Here is a 17,288-nt window from a genome sequence, read left to right as displayed (position 1 = left end):
TTATGGTTAGATTCTTCCACAACAGCAACACAAATAACGACGAATATAATGAAAATCGGACTCTTTTACGGCTCAACGACCTGCTACACCGAAATGGCAGCAGAGAAAATTCGTACCCTTATTGGTGAAGACCTTGTCGACATTCACAATGTGAAAGAGACACCGTTATCACTAATGGCGGACTACGACTTATTACTCCTTGGCATCTCAACTTGGGATTTTGGTGAAATTCAAGAAGATTGGAACGCGATTTGGCAAGACATCGCGACCACGCCACTGAAAGGCAAAGTTGTAGCGCTGTTTGGTCTGGGTGACCAAGAAGGTTACGGAGAGTGGTATTTAGATGCGATGGGCTTACTTCACGATGAATTACAAGCCACAGGCGCAACCTTTATCGGTTACTGGCCAAATGAAGGCTACGAATTTGAAGCATCGAAAGCATTGATCGAAGATGGCAGCAAGTTTGTTGGACTTGCGTTAGATGAAGACTCACAGTACGAACTGAGTGATGAACGCATCGAAAAATGGTGTGAACAAGTTCTTGTGGAATTCCACGACACGCTTTAATAGCGCAAACACGTCATCATTAAAAAGTAAAAAGCCCGATGAAGTAATTCATCGGGCTTTTTATTATCTTGATAACGCGGAGTGATTACGCGGTTTCTTGTGCTAGCTCTGGGCGAGGTTTCGCGATGAAGAACATGCACACGATAGCCGCAAATGTTGGAAGCACCCAACCCATGCCGACTTCGAATAGTGGCAACATGTTAAACGCAGAAACATCAATACCCGATACTTTTGCCGCATCAACTAACGCAAACAGCAGAGATACAAGCAGTACTGCACGGTAAGCAAAGCGTGGATTCGGCAGTTTGCTGCGCACAAATGTTAGTGCAACCAACGCAATCGCCACAGGGTACAGCGCAAACAATACTGGCACTGACAGAGAAATCAGCTGCGCAAGACCAACGTTTGCAACCAATGCACAAACAGAACCATTAATCAGTACCCATTGCTTGTATGACAGTGGTGTTTTCGAGCTGAAGAAATCTGAACACGCAGAAATCAAGCCAATCGCGGTTGTCAGACACGCTAGCAATACGATGACAGACAGAACGATTTGACCGTATGGACCAAACAACGCTTGAACGTATTGGCTAAGCACTAGGCCACCATTATCAGCACCAGCAGCAACCGTTGCACTCGTCGCACCTAAGTAAAATAGTGAGATGTAAACAAACGCAAGACCAGCAGCAGCAATACAACCTGCATAGATCAGATATTTAGTAGTTGCAGAGCGCTCAGTAATGCCTTTACCGCGCAGTGCATCAACCATCAGCATACCAAACATCAATGACGCGAACGTATCCATTGTGTTGTAGCCTTCTAAGAAGCCTTTGGTCATAGGCTGCGTTAGGTATTCACCGTGCGCGCCTATCATATCGCCCTGAGGATCAAGGAAGACAGCGACAGCAAGAATGATCAAACCAACAAACAATGCTGGTGTCAGTACTTTACCGATAAGATCGATCAAACGGCCTTGGAACCATGAGAACATCATCGCTGCGATAAAAAAGATCACTGAGAACGCTGTCAGATGCGTTTGTGATGCCTCAAGGAAGAAAGGTTTCACCGCCATCTCGTAAGCCACTAGGCCAGTACGAGGCGCTGCAAACGCAGGACCAATGATGATGAAAATCAGTGCAGCCATAAGAACTGCCGCTTTTTTCGGAAGATCTTGCGTCAAGTGATCCCAAGAACCACCAGCAACAGCAATAGCAACGATAGTAATAAGAGGTAGACCTACCGCTGTTAGCAAGAAACCAAACATAGCTGGCATTAAGTTTTCACCCGCTAACTGACCCGCTAGAGGTGGAAAGATAATATTGCCCGCACCTAAAAAGAACGCAAATAGCATAAAGCCTACTGCGATAATATCTGTTAGTTTTAACGTCTGCTTCACAGATAACCCTTGTCTTTTAATTAATGAATGTTGTGTATGCTTAGACCACTTTTTGTATACCTAAAGTCAATAAGTACACGTGGTTCAATCTATAAAATTTTCGCCGCATAATGACGAAAGACTCATCATTTGGCAACCTTTAAGAAAAAAACACCATATTAATTTAGTTTTCAAACTTAAAAGCAGTGGATATAACCAGATCCAAATAACAGACCAGTTCTTTATCTCGATCAATTAACAATACAATTTAATAACCAACAAAACAACAATCTATACAATTAATAAACAATAGAGCAATCCACTTAATTATTGAGCAAATATAAAACAATCATGAAGAACAAAAAACTGAAAACTAAAGGCTTCAATTTTAAGCAATTTTGTATTGAGGGCGGCGAGAGTGGTATGCCAGTCAGCACAGATGGGGTAATGCTTGGTGCTTGGATTCAAAGCCCTAACGACGCTAAAATTCTCGATATTGGCACTGGCACTGGCCTGCTTGCCCTGATGTGTGCTCAACGCTTTACAGAAGCTCAAATAACCGCGGTCGATATCGAATTAACAGCCGTTGCTGCCGCGCAAAAAAATATGGCCCAGTCTCCTTGGTCAGATCGTGTAAGTGTGCATCACACCGACATACTGCACTTTACGCCGACACATCCATTCCAACGCATCATTTGTAACCCGCCCTACTTCAACAGCGGCGAGCAATCGAAACACAGTCAACGTGCAACCGCGAGGCACACTGATACGCTAGGCCATAACGCATTGCTACAGCGTTGCTATCATTTGCTTGATGACGAAGGGAGAGCTAGTTTTGTGTTGCCAATCACCGAAGGCGAGCAGTTCATTGAGCTAGCATTAAACCAAAGTTGGTATCTATCGCGGATCTGTCGTGTGCAACCATCAGAAAAGAAACCAGTACACCGACTGTTATTTGAACTGTCAAAACGACCTTGCGATTTGCAGACGTCACATTTAATTATCCGTTCAAATGACGGCTATAGTGATGATTTCATACAGTTAACTCGCGAGTTTTATCTTAAGATGTGAAATAACATGTGATCCTTATCACCAATCACTTTATAATGTGCGACCTTTTTGTATTCTATGCTGTTGTGGCGAACCATTAACCAAGCTTTGCTTGTGGAGAACTCATTGTGATCAGAACCTTTGCTGAACTTGATCTAGACCAAAACCTACTTGAAGCCATTGAAGAGATGGGTTACGAACGCCCAACAAAAATTCAGGCAGAAGCGATTCCACAAGCGTTGGACGGTCGTGACATTCTAGCGTCAGCGCCAACAGGAACTGGTAAAACGGCCGCCTTCGTCCTGCCAGCATTGCAATACTTGCAAGACTTCCCTCGTCGTAAGCCTGGGCCTGCGCGTATTTTGATCCTAACGCCTACTCGCGAACTGGCGATGCAAATTGCCGATCAAGCACGTGCTTTGGCAAAAAATACCAAACTCAACATTTTCACCATCACTGGTGGTGTTCAGTACCAAGAGCACGCCGACATCCTTGCAACAACACAAGACATTGTGGTTGCGACACCTGGCCGTTTAAAAGAATACATTGATGCAGAACGTTTTGATTGTCGTGCAATCGAATGGTTAATCCTTGATGAAGCAGACCGTATGCTAGATATGGGTTTTGCTCCTACTGTCGATCGCCTATCTAACGAATGTCGCTGGCGTAAGCAAACCCTTCTGTTCTCAGCAACGTTAGAAGGGAAAGGCGTAGAAGGCTTTACCGCTGATCTGTTGAATGACCCAGCAGAGATTGATGCAAAATCGCCGCTGCGTGAGCGTAAGAAAATTGCTCAGTGGTACCACCGAGCTGATGATGCTGAACACAAACTGGAATTACTAAAACACATTATTACTCAGCAAGCTGAGCGCACTATCGTCTTTTTAAAGACTCGTGAGCGTTTGGCTGAGCTACGAGCGCAGCTTGAAAGTGCACAGATTCCATGTTCTTGGATTCAAGGTGAAATGCCGCAAGATCGTCGTAACAATGCGATTTCTCGCTTCCGCGATGGAACTGTGAACGTGCTGCTCGCGACGGACGTTGCTGCGCGTGGTATCGATCTTCCGGATGTATCACACGTTATCAACTACGACATGCCGCGCACGGCTGATGTTTACCTTCACCGTATCGGCCGTACGGCTCGCGCAGGTAAGAAAGGTAACGCTATCTCAATCGTAGAAGCACACGACCAACCAATGATGGATCGCGTTGCACGTTATGTGAAAGAAGACATCAAAGAGCGTTTCGTGAAAGAGATGCGTCCTAAACACAAAAAGCCTGTGTTTAAGAAGAAAAAGAAAAAAGACGACAAGAAAAAAGTAGCGAAAAAGAAAACCGCTAAGAAGAAGTAATCTTGTTGGGGCCAAGTAGCTCAAGCTAGAAAATAACAAAGGGTTGGCAATGCCAACCCTTTTTCGTTTGTGCTGATAGAGATTAACGTAGACTACGTCTCAATCAGCTTTATTTTTGCTCTTCGCGTTTAAATACTAACTCTGTTGGCGTCGATTCATCTCCCACAAAGTAGTAACCCGCCGTATCAAACTTAGTCAGGTCTGCCACGCTCTCAACACGGTTTTCAATGATGTAACGCGCCATCATACCGCGCGCTTTCTTCGCGTAAAAACTGATGACCTTGTATTGACCATTCTTACAATCTTTGAATACTGGCGTGATCACTTGCGCATCTAAATTCTTTGGCTTAACCGCTTTAAAGTATTCATTTGATGCAAGGTTGATAAGGACATTATCGCCTTGAGCAGAAATCGCTTCGTTAAGCTTGTCCGTAATAACATTGCCCCAAAACTGGTACAAGTTCGTACCCTTGTCGTTTGCAAGCTTGGTACCCATTTCAAGGCGGTATGGCTGCATCAAATCAAGTGGTTTTAGTAAACCATAAAGACCCGATAGCATACGCAGATGATCTTGAGCATATTCGAAGTCCGCTTCAGATAAACTTTCGGCGTCTAGCCCTGTGTAAACGTCACCTTTAAATGCAAGAATGGCTTGTCGTGAGTTTTCCGTGGTAAACGTTTCACTCCACTCTTGGAATCGGCCCACATTTAAATCGGCAATCTTGTCGCTCACTTTCATTAAAGAGGCAACATCAGCAGGAGTCAGTTTGCGGCATACATCGATAAGCTCTTTTGAGTATTCGACCAACTCAGGTTGAGTAAATTTTTCTGTCGCTAACGGAGACTCGTAATCAAGAGTCTTCGCTGGAGAAACTACGATAAGCATGACTTTCCCTTCTCTAATTTTGTTTTTAATAGGGTACAAAAAAAGCCATGCATTGTCTGCATGGCTTTTTACATCGTACTAATAGCTTTCAACTATGAGTGATAGCTCACTTAGTCTTTTTTATCGTTGTACCAAATGCCTTCTTCAAGCTGAGATTTCAGCTCTGGGAAATCATTCGCATCAAATGTTGGCACTTTGCCTTCACCAAGCTGGCGGTTGTAATCTTTGGCCAGTTTAATCACGATGCCAGATAGCAAGATGATAGCCACTAAGTTAACTATCGCCATCAGACCCATAGAGACATCAGCAAGCGACCATACGACTGGTAACGAAGCTAGTGCACCAAACATCACCATACCAAGAACAATAACGCGGAAAATGCTTAAGCCCGCTTTATGATTGTGCTCTAGGAAGATTAAGTTCGTTTCAGCATACGAGTAGTTTGCAATGATTGAAGTAAACGCAAAGAAGAAGATTGCCACAGCAACAAAGATGCCGCCCCAATCGCCAACTTGTGAGCTCAATGCACGCTGAGTTAGCTCGATACCCGTCACTTCTGTTGCTTGACCGACATACTCACCAGACATCAGGATGATAGCCACTGTTGCAGAACAGATAACGATCGTATCCATGAACACGCCTAGCATCTGTACGTAACCTTGAGACGCTGGGTGTGGTGGGTAAGGTGTTGCTGAAGCTGCCGCGTTAGGTGCAGAACCCATACCTGCTTCATTCGAGAATAGACCGCGCTTGATACCGTTAATCATTGCCTGTGCAATTGCGTAGCCAAGACCACCTGCTGCTGCTTCTTGCAGACCAAATGCACTCTTAAAGATAAGCATCAATACATCAGGTAATTTCTCTAGGTTAGAGAACATGATGAACAGCGCTAGGGCTAGATAAAGTAGTGCCATGATCGGAACGATCATCTCAGCTACTCTTGCGATACGCTTGATGCCACCGAAAATAACAATTGCAGACAGTAAAACAACGGCAATACCAACATACAGGTTATTCCAACCAAATGCGTTGCTCATTGCATTGGCAATTGAGTTAGCTTGTACGGCGTTGAATACCAAACCAAAAGCGATGATTAGGAAAACTGAGAACAACACGCCCATCCAACGCATGCCCAGGCCTTTTTCCATGTAGTAGGCAGGGCCACCACGGTAGTTGCCATCATCATCTTTGGTTTTGTATAGCTGCGCCAGTGTGCTCTCAGCAAACGATGTTGCCATACCAAGCATTGCAATCAGCCACATCCAGAAGATCGCACCAGGACCACCCGCAGTCAATGCAACTGCAACGCCCGCCATGTTACCTGTACCAACACGTGCAGCAAGACTAGTACAAAGCGCTTGGAAAGAGGAAATACCAGCTTTGTCTGCTTTACGGCTGTTCTTAAGAACAGAGAACATGTGGCCGAAATGGCGGAACTGAATGAACCCTAATCGAACGGTGAAGTAAATACCAACACCAACAAGAAGATAAACCAGAATCGAGCCCCAGAGGAGATCGTTCATCAAATTGATTAAGTCTGTCATGTGTACCTCAAAGTGAGTTGCGCCAGTCTATGCGTCCTAGCCATCCACCAAATTGCCTGCTAAGTGTCAAAGTGTGCTTAGCTTTTTAAGTAATGTTTATGGGCAATCTAGAATCGTAAACGTCGCTTCATGCATCCATTTTACGTACCAGCGTATTTTTTGACGGGCGGATAATGCAACCTAGGAGCGCAAAAATCAATATGCAACAACAGGAATAACATTGTTATTTTTCACTATAAAGTCACCAAAAAATAACATAAATAGAAGACTTAACACTCAAACTGCGCAACATTTCAATTACCAAACGCCAACATAAATAATTATTCTTCATTAAATGGAATGGTAAACCGTATAAACAAGAACAAGCTAGTATTCACAAGGTGTTACATAAATTTACGCTAGTGACTTACCATCTAATTGAACACTATTTCATCAAACTGATTTTATGCAACTTTAACCTTTGCGCAGTGCACCCATTCATCAAATCGAATTAACATAGAAAATCTCTCTATTTAATCGTTTTCTTGAGATCGTTTGTGCATTTTTTATCCACATAGTTGCAATAAAAAGTGTGATTTTGAGAATATTTTTGCACGAAAATGTCATGCTACCGACACAAATGCGAAATATATCATGGTTATTCTCACGGCTATTGTGGTACTTAAAAAACTCCACAAGGACTGGTTACAACAGTTTAGCTTAAGAAAGGTAAAGGTGGCTTATGGAAGGCTTTCAACTAGATGACATTTTTAATCTGGATACTACCTCAACAACCAAATCTCGTGCCAAACCAGTAAAGCGAAAGTGGCGTGAAATAGAAGAGATGAACGACAGACGCAATTTGCTTAAAGAGCTGCGCGAACTTGATGTCTGTACCGATTATAACTTGGAAGACATTAAACTCTAATTCAAACAAAAGGCACCTTACGGGTGCCTTTTGTTTTTTGTTTACAGTGACCGTAAACACCGTGAGTTTATGTACCAAGGTTTAAGTATGAATACCATTATTACTCAATGAGAATCTTCCGTACTTTTTGCCGAAAAATATGCACACGAAATTTTCGGTTGATTCCCAATAAATAAGAAATGTATCTCACAAACCCGAGATACGACTTTCGCTCGCTCAGGTTTCATCATTCAGTCTTAAACATACTCAGTATCACTTTGACGAACACGTTCGGCCAACTGCTTATAACGATCAGCAATCGTGTCACCAAACACAGGGTCATCCTCACTGACGCTCCATAAGCTCTCGACATGCTGCCAATCTTCTGTGGTAAATAACTCTTCAATGAGAGGCAAAATTTTTCGCTCTTCTAGCTCCAAGTGGTGCCTTTGCGATTCTATGAAATCTTCTAGGTGAGCGACAAACATGTCTTGTGGCACAACAGCATCCTGAAGGATCATCTCTATCACGGATGAAAACTCTCTGGTTTTACTCGCTAACTCTAGATGTTCTTTCTCTAAATTTTCCATGGTTTGTTGCTTACCATAGTGTTCAAGAAAGTGATGATAGAGGATATCTTCCTTCGGGTGGTGTACTTTCTCCGAATGATTAGAGAGGTAATCAACAATCTCGCTTACTAACGCATAGTTGATTACACGTTCTTTTTTTATCTCATTAAGCTTATGGCGCAGTATCGCCAACAGACGAACCATATAACCATGTTCGCGTCGAATTCTTTCGATCATCATAGCGTCTCTCCTTAACACCTACTTTTAGTAAGTGTACATGAGAAATTTACTATCAGCCTCGAGCGTGCTCAAAAAAACAGCGATCATAGCATCCATGATCGCTGTCTCTTCATTTATACCGTTAATGGCAAATGCCAGTTAATTGGTGCTTTTTCTTGTGATGTAAGCAACTGGTTTGCTTGAGAGAAATGCTTACAACCGAAAAAGCCTCGATGTGCCGATAACGGCGATGGATGCGGTGCTGCCAAGACATGGTGTTTATTGCGATCGATAAAACGACCTTTCTTCTGTGCATGTGAACCCCACAGCAGGAACACTACACCTTCTTGATGCTGATTAATGGCTTCAATCACTCGATCAGTAAACGTTTCCCAACCTGTCTTTGAATGTGAATGCGCTTTACCTTGCTCCACCGTTAATACCGTATTGAGTAACAATACGCCTTGTTCAGCCCAGCTTTGCAAAAAACCATGCTGAGGGATTTGGAAACCTTCAATATCTTGCGCCAGCTCTTTATACATATTAACCAGTGACGGTGGCGTTTTAATGCCAGGAAGTACAGAGAAACACAGGCCATGCGCCTGATTTGGGCCGTGGTATGGGTCTTGTCCTAGAATCACGACCTTAACGTCTTTGAACTCGGTAAAACGAAACGCGTTAAAGACATCTTTTGCGGGAGGAAAAATAGCTTTGCCTGCGGCGCGTTCGGCTTCAACAAAATTCAAGGTGTCTACAAAGTAGCTCTGCTTTTTCTCTTCGCCGATCACATCGTGCCAAGTGGGTGACTGATTCATGGAAAGTTCCTGTCCTAAATTTTGCTTCTATTCTAACGAGCGAAACTCAAACAAACAAAAACTTACCACGAACTTGAGACAAGTAATAAAAGACTAATGCTTCTGTGGCGTTCGAAAATGCCCCTGTCCGGTAATGTGACGATTAGGCATCGGTAAGCGAAGCACACGACGAGTGTAAGTATAAGGAGTAAAAGAGAATGGTCGAGACATGTTGGCATCCTTCTTTGCTAATTCAGAGATTGATGTTCAGTGACTAAGAAAGAAAGGTGCCAACTTTGTGGTTACGCCATTAACTGTCAATGGCCGCTAAATGGAATTGACGCAACGTGTTGATCTCTTGCTGCCAAATATCTGGATCAATTGTTTCTAAAATCAGAGGGATACCATCAAAACGAGGGTCTTTCGCGATGTACTCAAAGCAATCCCACCCGATCTCTCCTTTACCAAGAGAATGGTGGCGATCTACTTTGCTGGCAAACTCTACTTTTGAATCATTTAGATGCATTGCTCTTAAATAGTGCATACCTACAATACGGTCGAACTCTGCAAAGGTGCGCTCGCAATCTTCTTTTGTACGTAAGTCATAACCAGCAGTAAAGGTATGGCAGGTATCAATACAAACGCCGACACGATCTTTATCTTCCACTTGCTCGATGATTTCAGCTAGGTGCTCAAACTTCCAGCCTAAGTTAGTGCCTTGACCTGCCGTATTCTCGATAACAGCGATCACATTCGGCACCGCTTTATGCGCAAGATTGATCGACTCGGCGATCGTCGCGAGACACTCCTGTTCAGAGACTTTCTTTAGGTGACTACCCGGATGGAAGTTAAGCAAAGTCAGCCCCAACTGATTACAACGCTCCATTTCATCAATAAATGCCGCGCGGGATTTATTCAGCTTTTCTTCTTCCGGCGCACCCAAGTTAATCAGATAAGAATCATGGGGAAGAATATGCTCTGCTCCGAAACCCAGCATTTTACAGTTCGCTTTAAACGCACTGATGGTTTTTGCTTCTAAAGGCTTCGCCACCCACTGGCGTTGGTTTTTTGTAAATAGTGCGAAGGCATTCGCGCCAATTTCACGAGCTCTCAACGGAGCTTGATCGACCCCACCAGCAGCAGAGACATGTGCACCAATGAGTTTATTCCCAAGCTTGTTTTTCATGTTTGTCATTTAATCACTTTAGACTTTCAGTATTGCTACCTAAATACAGATAGTTGCGTTAACCAGTTTAAACTTTAATCTCAATTTGTAGTAAATTTACAACAAAACCAGTTATTAAATATTTTTTATATTCTCAAATAAATTGTAATTAGTTTGTTTTCAAAGGTTTTATTGATTTAACTCAATAAAATCACCTTAATAAAAATAATGTTTTTGGTTGTTTTTTGACTTAAATCAATATTAAAGTAGTGGATATTAGCTATATAATACTCAGCTCAACGAAAATTCGAAAATTAACACCAATAATCACCACGTAAGTGGTCTAGGAGATAGTGATGATCCAAGGTATCCAAATTACAAAAGCGGCAAACGACGACCTACTAAACTCTATCTGGCTATTAGATAGCGAAAAAAATGAAGCTCGTTGTGTTGCTGCAACTGCTGGCTACGAAGCAGACCAAGTTATCGCAATCAGCGACCTAGGTGAATACGAAAGCCGTGAAGTTGCAATCGAAACTGCTCCTCGTATCGAAGGCGGCCAACACCTAAACGTGAACGTGCTTAAACGCGAAACACTAGAAGATGCAGTTGCACACCCAGAGAAATACCCACAACTAACTATTCGTGTTTCTGGTTACGCAGTACGTTTTAACTCGCTAACTCCAGAGCAACAACGTGATGTAATCGCTCGTACTTTTACTGAGACTCTATAATCTCTCAGTAAACTAGCTCGCTAGAATTTAAAAAGCTTGGTCTGCAATGACCAAGCTTTTTTTGTTTCAGAATCCTTCTAAACCCTTTCTATAATGGAAAGCAACTCGCCTCTAAGGTGCATTTCTTTGCGAAGGATCTTTCTGAAACGCTTGCGCTAAAGAGGTTGGATCACGCCTATCTCTTTGCAGTGACGCCCCTTCAGCCCACCAAATCAATTGATGCATAGTGCGATTCATATAGTTATCCCACTGCGTCTGCTCCGACTCATCCTCAGCAACGCCCTGTTCATCAAACACTTCTTGCGCTTTCGGAATGTGGATCATCGCAGAGACAGGTAGACATCCAAGTTCAGATAAGAAGGTACGCATAGAAACGGCAGCTCTAACACCACCCCATTGTCCGGCAGAATAGGTCACGATAGCACTCGGCTTGTAAGAAAACAGCGAACTGCCGAAATGGTTAAGCGTGTTCGCCAGAGCAGGACTCATCGAATGGTTATATTCCGGGCTAACCATCACATACCCATCCGCATGTTTGATTTTATCTGCCAACTCACTTAGGTGCTGCGGAACTTTAGAGCGGTGATAAGCAAACTCGGGCTTAAACACATCACCAAAGTCGTAATTCAAAGGGTCGATGATTTCGACCGTATGTTGCGAATGTTGACTCGCGATGAGTTTTTCACACGCTTTACTGACTCGCATTCCTAAACGGGCTGGTCGTGGTGGCGTGCTGTTTCTCACTGAGCCAAGAAAAATCAAAAAATGCATGCTTCTCTTTCCATCTCATTTAGTTAAGTTCGTTTCTCAATAATAAAGAGAGTCAAAACTTACCGACAATAAAAAAGGTGAATGATTACTCATTCACCTCTCGTTATTTCTGTTTTGATACTTACTATACTTTGAAGCTTATTGCACGCGGCGCAGTACTTGTTTCAATGCGTCAAAGTCTGCGTCGAGATCTTCCGATAGCAGCTCCATCGCAGCGTGCTTCGCTAGTGGTGCAGGAAGGTCGATATCGGATTCTAGAATATCATCCACCACTTCTTTGAACTTCGCAGGGTGAGCAGTACATAGGAACAGACCGGTTTCACCGTCTTGCAGTTGCTCTTCAAGAACGCGGTAAGCAATCGCACCGTGCGGTTCGCATAGATAGCCTAGAGCATGTAAGTCTTTCACTGACTGTGCGCTTTGCTCATCAGATACTGCACCTTTACCTAGCGTCTCCAAGCCCCACTCTTTCACACGGCATAGCTCTTCGATACGAGGCCAGTTGTTTGGTTGGCTCACGTCCATCGCGTTCGATGTCGTTGCTACTGTTGGTTTTGGCTCCCACTTACCTGTTTCTAGGTAGCGAGGAACCGTGTCATTGGCATTAGTTGCCGCGATAAAGCGTTTGATAGGCAAGCCCAGCGCTTTTGCCAGTAGACCAGCAGTTAGGTTACCGAAGTTACCGCTTGGTACTGATACCACTAGGTTTTCACGCTCTTGCTTGCTCATTTGCGCAGCTGCTTCAAAGTAGTAACAGATTTGCGCCATCAAACGGCTGATGTTGATTGAGTTTGCAGAGTTCAGACCGATCTCTTCACGCAGTGCAGAATCATCAAAAGCTTGCTTAACCAGTGCCTGACACGCATCGAAGTCGCCATCGATCGCGACAGTATGGATGTTCTTGCCAAGCGTACAGAATAGCTTCTCTTGCAGTGGACTGATCTTGCCTTTCGGGTAAAGAATCACAACGTTGATGTCTTCCATACCGTAGAAAGCATGCGCAACGGCTGCGCCAGTATCGCCAGAAGTTGCAGTCAGAATGGTGATCTTGCCGCCGTCCGAAACCGCAGCAAGAGATTGCGCCATAAAGCGACCACCAAAGTCTTTAAACGCAAGCGTTGGGCCATGGAACAGCTCCAGTGCGTAAACACCATCTCTTACTTGGTTGATAGGCGCAGGGAATTGGAATGCAGCATCAACAAGAGCATTCACTTTATCCTCTGTAAGTTCATCTCCAATTAACGCCGATAGAATCTTAGTGCTACGAGAGACAAAGTCTTCTGCAAGCAGCGCATCGATATCTTCAAATTTTGGTAATTCCGATGGGAAAAATAGACCTTGGTTACGGCCTAACCCTTGGCGAACGGCTTGGCCAAAGGAAACTTGTTCATCATTTTCTTTTATATTGTAAAGCTTCATAGCTCACTTCCTGTTACTTTCGAACCCTGCTTATCTAGACGACAAACGTGGACGAATCCTTCTTCGTTTTGTACGTAGTTTTGTTCTAACCAGCGAGCAACTCGCTCAGCGACATCTTTCTCTTTGCAAATACTGAACAGTGTCGGACCACTGCCAGAAATACCGGTTGCCAATGCACCCGCAGACGCTGCGTATTGACGTGCATTCGCAAAACCTGGAAGCAGTTTCTCACGATACGGTTCTGCGATCACGTCTTTGATCATTTTTGCAGCAAGTTCTGGCTGACCAGAATGACACGCATGAATAAAGCCCGCAAGGTGGCGACCATGAGCAATGATATCTTGTCGGCGGTATTGAGATGGTAGGATCTCACGCGCTTCCGCCGTTGATACCTTGATACCCGGATACGCCATCACCCAGTACCAATCATCAAAGCAAGGCACTTCTTGACTGATGATACCCAACTCTTCCAGCATCAGTTGCAAACCACCAAGGTAACATGGCGCAACGTTGTCGTAGTGAATACCACCAGAGATCTTGCCTTCCATCTCTCCCATCAGCGCCAATAATTCTGTCTCGTTAAGTGGCTGTCCATGGAATCGGTTCAATGCATCTAATGCAGCGACGATAGAACATGCACTTGAGCCTAAACCAGAGCCAATTGGCATGTTCTTTTCTAGCGTCATCTCAAGTGGTTTTAGCTCAACGCCTTTTTTGTCTAACTCACGAGCAAACACGAGCCAACAGTCGTAGACGATGTTCTCTTTTGGTTCAGTTGGCAATTTCTCAACAAAATCACCCGCCGTTTTAAGGCTGAACGGATCAGCCCCAGATTTCACCAATACACGGTCACCCAAAAGTGTGCCATCCACTGGAGACACGGCTGCCCCCAGCACATCAAAGCCAACGCTTACATTACCAATTGATGCTGGGGCATAAACCACTACATCCATATCACTTGAACTCATTATTGTTATACCCCTAGTTTCCAACCTAAAGTACGCATCACGTCAGAAAATACACCCGCAGCCGTTACTTCGGTGCCTGCACCATAGCCACGTAACACTAGTGGGATTGGCTGATAGTAACGGCTGTAAAATGCCAGTGCGTTTTCACCGTCCTTGATTTTATACATTGGATCGTTTTCATCCACCGCTGCGATGCTTACTGTGCACTTGCCCTCATTAATCTCACCAACGTAGCGCAGTACTTTGCCTTCTTCCGCTGCCTTTGCAGATAATTCTTTAAAGTAAGCGTCTGCTTCAGGTAAACGCGCCATAAATTCATCAACGCTACCAGAATCATCAAAACCTGGTGGCAGTGCTTGATCAACCACAACGTCTTCTAGTTCTAGAGACATGCCTGCTTCACGAGCTAGGATCAGAAGCTTACGCGCGACATCCATACCAGAAAGATCATCACGAGGATCCGGTTCAGTAAAACCATTTTCTTTTGCGATATTAGTAGCTTCACTTAGGCTCATACCTTCATCTAACTTACCGAAGATGTATGACAGAGAGCCAGAAAGAATACCGCTAAAGCGCTCTAGCTCATCACCCGCTGAGATTAGGTTTTGCAGGTTTTCGATTACCGGTAGACCCGCCCCCACAGTTGTTTCGTACATCAGCTTGCGACGAGAGCTGCGCGCAACATCGCGAAGCTGATGGTAGTAAGCCATGCTTGCTGTGTTTGCTTTTTTATTTGGTGTAACGACATGGAAACCAGCAGCTAAGAAATCAGCGTATTGGTTCGCGATATCTTCACTTGATGTACAGTCAACCAATACTGGGTTGATGATGTGGTTACGTTGAACCAAAGAAATCAAACGCGCTAGGCTGAACTCTTCTGTCGCTGCCGACATACGATCACGCCAATGCTCGAGTGGCAGACCTTCACTATCAAGTAAAAGACCTTTGCTGTTTGCCAAGCCACACACGCGAATAACGATGCCTTTTTCCGCAAGCTTCGCCTGTTGACGCTCGATCTGATCCACCAGCTCACCACCAACGCCACCAATACCAACCACGAATACGTCTAAGAAGTGCTTAGAGTTGAATAGGTTTTCGTGACACGCTTTGATCGCTTCAGAGATTTTATCTTCAGGAATCACGGCTGAGATAGCACGCTCAGATGAGCCCTGTGCGATGGCTACAATGTTTACGTTCACTTCAGCAAGAGATGAGAAGAAGCGAGATGCAACACCGCGCGATGTACGCATGCCGTCACCAACCAACGTTATGATTGAAACATTATCAATAAACTCGACCGGCTCTAATAAGCTATCTTTCAGTTCCAACTCAAACGCATCGGCCAGTACTTGTTGCGCTTTTGCTTTATCTTCTGCCTCAATACAGAAGCTAATGCTGTACTCAGAAGAAGACTGAGTAATAAGAACAATAGACACACCAGCGGAAGACATTGCGCCGAACACGCGGCTTGCCATGCCAACCATACCCTTCATACCTGGGCCGGAGACGTTAACCATAGTTAGGTCGTTTAGCGTCGTGATACCTTTGATCGCCAGATTGTCTTCACCAGTGTCTTGCCCAATCAGAGTTCCTGCACCTTGTGGGTTAAAGCTGTTTTTGATCAGACATGGGATGTGGAACTGCGCGATAGGAGCAATGGTCTTCGGATGCAAAACGGAAGCACCGAAGTAAGAAAGCTCCATTGCTTCTTGGTAGCTAAGAGATTTGAGTAAGCGAGCATCTTCCACTAAACGAGGGTCGCAGTTGTATACACCGTCTACATCAGTCCAGATCTCACAACAATCTGCGCGCAGACACGCCGCAAGAACCGCCGCCGAATAATCAGAGCCATTGCGACCAAGAGTTACCAATTCACCTTTCTCGTTACCTGCGGTAAAGCCTGGCATGATGTTCACATGGCCCTGAGGAAGAGGGTTTTGGCGGAAGTTTTGCGTTGAAACGTCTACATCAACCATGGCTTCAAGGTGATCACCTTTTGCGTATAGGTATTCAACTGGGTCGATAAGATGTGCAGGCTGGCCTTTGGCTTCTAACACCGCTTTCATCAATTGAATCGAAACGCGTTCGCCTTTGCTAATAATACGTGCATTAACATTGTTTGGGCACATGCCAAGAAGATTGATGCCATGAACGAATTGGCGTAATTGAGAGAGAGAAGTTTTCACTTGGTTATCGAAAGCTGAACCATCGATATTGGGTAGTACTGCTTGGACTTGAGTGAAGAGCGTTTTAAACGACTCCTCCAACTCTTTGATTTGTAGTTCTGCTTCACCATTGCGCAATGCGCCTTCAATGACCGCAACCAATTTGTTTGTTGTTTTACCAGGAGCGGAAAGAACAACCGCCACTTCTTCTTGTTGAGCGTTATTGGCAATAATGTCTGCCGCTCTCAAAAAGCGATCTGCATCAGCTAGTGATGATCCGCCAAACTTCAATACTCGCATCCCTTCCTCCGGTATATCTTCTTAAATTTGTCTAAATTCTGGATAAAAAAGCATAAAAAAAGGCCTGTATCTTGTTGGATACAGGCCTTTTTTGTGAATTTCTTTCGCTCAGCAGCCTGCCCCAACATGTGTCGTGTCGGTAATAATAATGGTCGTGGTCATTACTACTAGGCTGTTAGATGGCATAAATAAATATTCAACGTTAATTGTGTTTGCTTAACTCTACGTTTACCGAGTTTCTGATACATAGTCAACAAAAAATTGTTTGTTTTTCCATCTTTCAGAGAATTCTGCTAAGCAATGTCATTGATATTTATAGTTAATTACACATTATTGATCATTTAAAAATCTACAGTTAGTTTTTGTAAAGGACTTAACCATCATCACCAGTTCGGTTTTTTATCTAATAACTAGTCTGATCTTTGCCATAAAACGTACGATCAAATAATTCGAGAGGGTTGTGACACATAACAACAACTTAACTGTGACTTATGTTCATAGGATCGAATTATTTAGAAAATAGG

General features: G+C 44.0%; 16 protein-coding genes and 1 other annotated feature. Of the genes, 5 read left to right on the top strand and 11 right to left on the bottom strand.

Features of this window, described 5'->3' with window-relative positions; genetic code table 11:
• Positions 1–48 precede the first annotated feature (48 nt).
• A complete protein-coding gene (fldB, locus tag R7R24_RS14930; RefSeq protein WP_005381790.1) occupies positions 49–567 on the top strand; it encodes a flavodoxin FldB in 519 nt (172 codons plus the stop codon).
• Positions 568–652: 85 nt separating this feature from the next.
• Here the strand turns inward: fldB and brnQ are convergent, their stop codons facing one another.
• Positions 653–1,963 carry a branched-chain amino acid transport system II carrier protein gene (gene brnQ / locus R7R24_RS14925; RefSeq protein WP_054578521.1) on the bottom strand — a complete coding sequence of 437 codons (1,311 nt, stop codon included), beginning with the start codon at positions 1,961–1,963 and terminating at the stop codon, positions 653–655.
• Positions 1,964–2,293: 330 nt separating this feature from the next.
• On the opposite strand from brnQ, the gene R7R24_RS14920 reads away from it, so the two are divergent.
• On the top strand, positions 2,294–3,013 hold the full coding sequence (locus tag R7R24_RS14920) for a tRNA1(Val) (adenine(37)-N6)-methyltransferase (RefSeq protein WP_017635070.1): 720 nt from the start codon (positions 2,294–2,296) through the stop codon (positions 3,011–3,013).
• A 107-nt stretch (positions 3,014–3,120) separates the two neighbouring features.
• Positions 3,121–4,344 (top strand): ATP-dependent RNA helicase SrmB, encoded by a 1,224-nt coding sequence (gene srmB / locus R7R24_RS14915; RefSeq protein WP_005381797.1) that lies wholly within the window; start codon positions 3,121–3,123, stop codon positions 4,342–4,344.
• Positions 4,345–4,453: 109 nt separating this feature from the next.
• Here the strand turns inward: srmB and yaaA are convergent, their stop codons facing one another.
• Positions 4,454–5,230, bottom strand: coding sequence for a peroxide stress protein YaaA (gene yaaA, locus R7R24_RS14910; RefSeq protein ID WP_054578520.1), 777 nt, complete (start codon positions 5,228–5,230; stop codon positions 4,454–4,456).
• A gap of 110 nt (positions 5,231–5,340) precedes the next feature.
• Positions 5,341–6,774, bottom strand: a complete 1,434-nt coding sequence (locus R7R24_RS14905; RefSeq protein WP_005381800.1) for an alanine/glycine:cation symporter family protein — start codon at positions 6,772–6,774, stop codon at positions 5,341–5,343.
• A gap of 721 nt (positions 6,775–7,495) precedes the next feature.
• On the opposite strand from R7R24_RS14905, the gene R7R24_RS14900 reads away from it, so the two are divergent.
• Entirely contained in the window at positions 7,496–7,681 is a 186-nt protein-coding gene (locus tag R7R24_RS14900; RefSeq protein WP_005381805.1) for a DUF3545 family protein, read from the top strand.
• A gap of 236 nt (positions 7,682–7,917) precedes the next feature.
• Here R7R24_RS14900 and R7R24_RS14895 read toward each other — a convergent pair whose 3' ends face one another.
• The 3 genes from R7R24_RS14895 to nfo form a co-directional block, all read right to left on the bottom strand.
• The gene (locus R7R24_RS14895; protein ID WP_005381807.1) at positions 7,918–8,469 is read right to left on the bottom strand and encodes a hemerythrin domain-containing protein; all 552 of its coding nucleotides are present in this window, start codon (positions 8,467–8,469) and stop codon (positions 7,918–7,920) included.
• 113 nt (positions 8,470–8,582) lie between these two features.
• Positions 8,583–9,263, bottom strand: coding sequence for a uracil-DNA glycosylase (gene ung, locus R7R24_RS14890; RefSeq protein ID WP_005382846.1), 681 nt, complete (start codon positions 9,261–9,263; stop codon positions 8,583–8,585).
• Positions 9,264–9,552: 289 nt separating this feature from the next.
• Positions 9,553–10,437: a deoxyribonuclease IV gene (gene nfo, locus R7R24_RS14885; RefSeq protein WP_017821508.1), complete on the bottom strand. Its 885-nt coding sequence runs from the start codon at positions 10,435–10,437 to the stop codon at positions 9,553–9,555.
• 326 nt (positions 10,438–10,763) lie between these two features.
• Here nfo and grcA point away from each other — a divergent pair, with 326 nt between their 5' ends.
• Entirely contained in the window at positions 10,764–11,141 is a 378-nt protein-coding gene (gene grcA, locus R7R24_RS14880) for an autonomous glycyl radical cofactor GrcA (protein WP_005381814.1), read from the top strand.
• A 111-nt stretch (positions 11,142–11,252) separates the two neighbouring features.
• Here the strand turns inward: grcA and R7R24_RS14875 are convergent, their stop codons facing one another.
• The 5 genes from R7R24_RS14875 to thrL form a co-directional block, all read right to left on the bottom strand.
• Complete coding sequence (locus R7R24_RS14875; RefSeq protein WP_054578519.1) at positions 11,253–11,912, bottom strand: NADPH-dependent FMN reductase; 660 nt, start codon at positions 11,910–11,912, stop codon at positions 11,253–11,255.
• 138 nt (positions 11,913–12,050) lie between these two features.
• Positions 12,051–13,331 (bottom strand): threonine synthase, encoded by a 1,281-nt coding sequence (gene thrC / locus R7R24_RS14870; RefSeq protein WP_054578518.1) that lies wholly within the window; start codon positions 13,329–13,331, stop codon positions 12,051–12,053.
• Positions 13,328–14,284, bottom strand: coding sequence for a homoserine kinase (gene thrB, locus R7R24_RS14865; RefSeq protein ID WP_054578517.1), 957 nt, complete (start codon positions 14,282–14,284; stop codon positions 13,328–13,330). The genes thrC and thrB overlap by 4 nt, the downstream gene beginning before the upstream one ends.
• Positions 14,285–14,304: 20 nt before the next feature.
• Positions 14,305–16,764: a bifunctional aspartate kinase/homoserine dehydrogenase I gene (thrA, locus tag R7R24_RS14860; protein ID WP_054578516.1), complete on the bottom strand. Its 2,460-nt coding sequence runs from the start codon at positions 16,762–16,764 to the stop codon at positions 14,305–14,307.
• A gap of 53 nt (positions 16,765–16,817) precedes the next feature.
• Positions 16,818–16,937 (bottom strand) — a sequence feature (Thr leader region).
• Positions 16,873–16,950, bottom strand: coding sequence for a thr operon leader peptide (gene thrL / locus R7R24_RS14855; RefSeq protein WP_074192076.1), 78 nt, complete (start codon positions 16,948–16,950; stop codon positions 16,873–16,875). (Overlaps the previous feature by 65 nt.)
• Positions 16,951–17,288 lie beyond the last annotated feature (338 nt).

The sequence above is a fragment of the Vibrio sp. 704 genome (assembly GCF_033339295.1).
This window is presented reverse-complemented; position numbering and strand designations above follow the sequence as displayed.

Coding starts and splice junctions, on each gene's coding strand:
- fldB (WP_005381790.1), top strand. CDS start 49: ATGAAAATCGGACTCTTTTACGGCTCAACGACCTGCTACACCGAAATG.
- R7R24_RS14920 (WP_017635070.1), top strand. CDS start 2,294: ATGAAGAACAAAAAACTGAAAACTAAAGGCTTCAATTTTAAGCAATTT.
- yaaA (WP_054578520.1), bottom strand. CDS start 5,230: ATGCTTATCGTAGTTTCTCCAGCGAAGACTCTTGATTACGAGTCTCCG.
- R7R24_RS14905 (WP_005381800.1), bottom strand. CDS start 6,774: ATGACAGACTTAATCAATTTGATGAACGATCTCCTCTGGGGCTCGATT.
- R7R24_RS14900 (WP_005381805.1), top strand. CDS start 7,496: ATGGAAGGCTTTCAACTAGATGACATTTTTAATCTGGATACTACCTCA.
- R7R24_RS14895 (WP_005381807.1), bottom strand. CDS start 8,469: ATGATGATCGAAAGAATTCGACGCGAACATGGTTATATGGTTCGTCTG.
- ung (WP_005382846.1), bottom strand. CDS start 9,263: ATGAATCAGTCACCCACTTGGCACGATGTGATCGGCGAAGAGAAAAAG.
- nfo (WP_017821508.1), bottom strand. CDS start 10,437: ATGACAAACATGAAAAACAAGCTTGGGAATAAACTCATTGGTGCACAT.
- grcA (WP_005381814.1), top strand. CDS start 10,764: ATGATCCAAGGTATCCAAATTACAAAAGCGGCAAACGACGACCTACTA.
- R7R24_RS14875 (WP_054578519.1), bottom strand. CDS start 11,912: ATGCATTTTTTGATTTTTCTTGGCTCAGTGAGAAACAGCACGCCACCA.
- thrC (WP_054578518.1), bottom strand. CDS start 13,331: ATGAAGCTTTACAATATAAAAGAAAATGATGAACAAGTTTCCTTTGGC.
- thrB (WP_054578517.1), bottom strand. CDS start 14,284: ATGGATGTAGTGGTTTATGCCCCAGCATCAATTGGTAATGTAAGCGTT.
- thrA (WP_054578516.1), bottom strand. CDS start 16,764: ATGCGAGTATTGAAGTTTGGCGGATCATCACTAGCTGATGCAGATCGC.
- thrL (WP_074192076.1), bottom strand. CDS start 16,950: ATGCCATCTAACAGCCTAGTAGTAATGACCACGACCATTATTATTACC.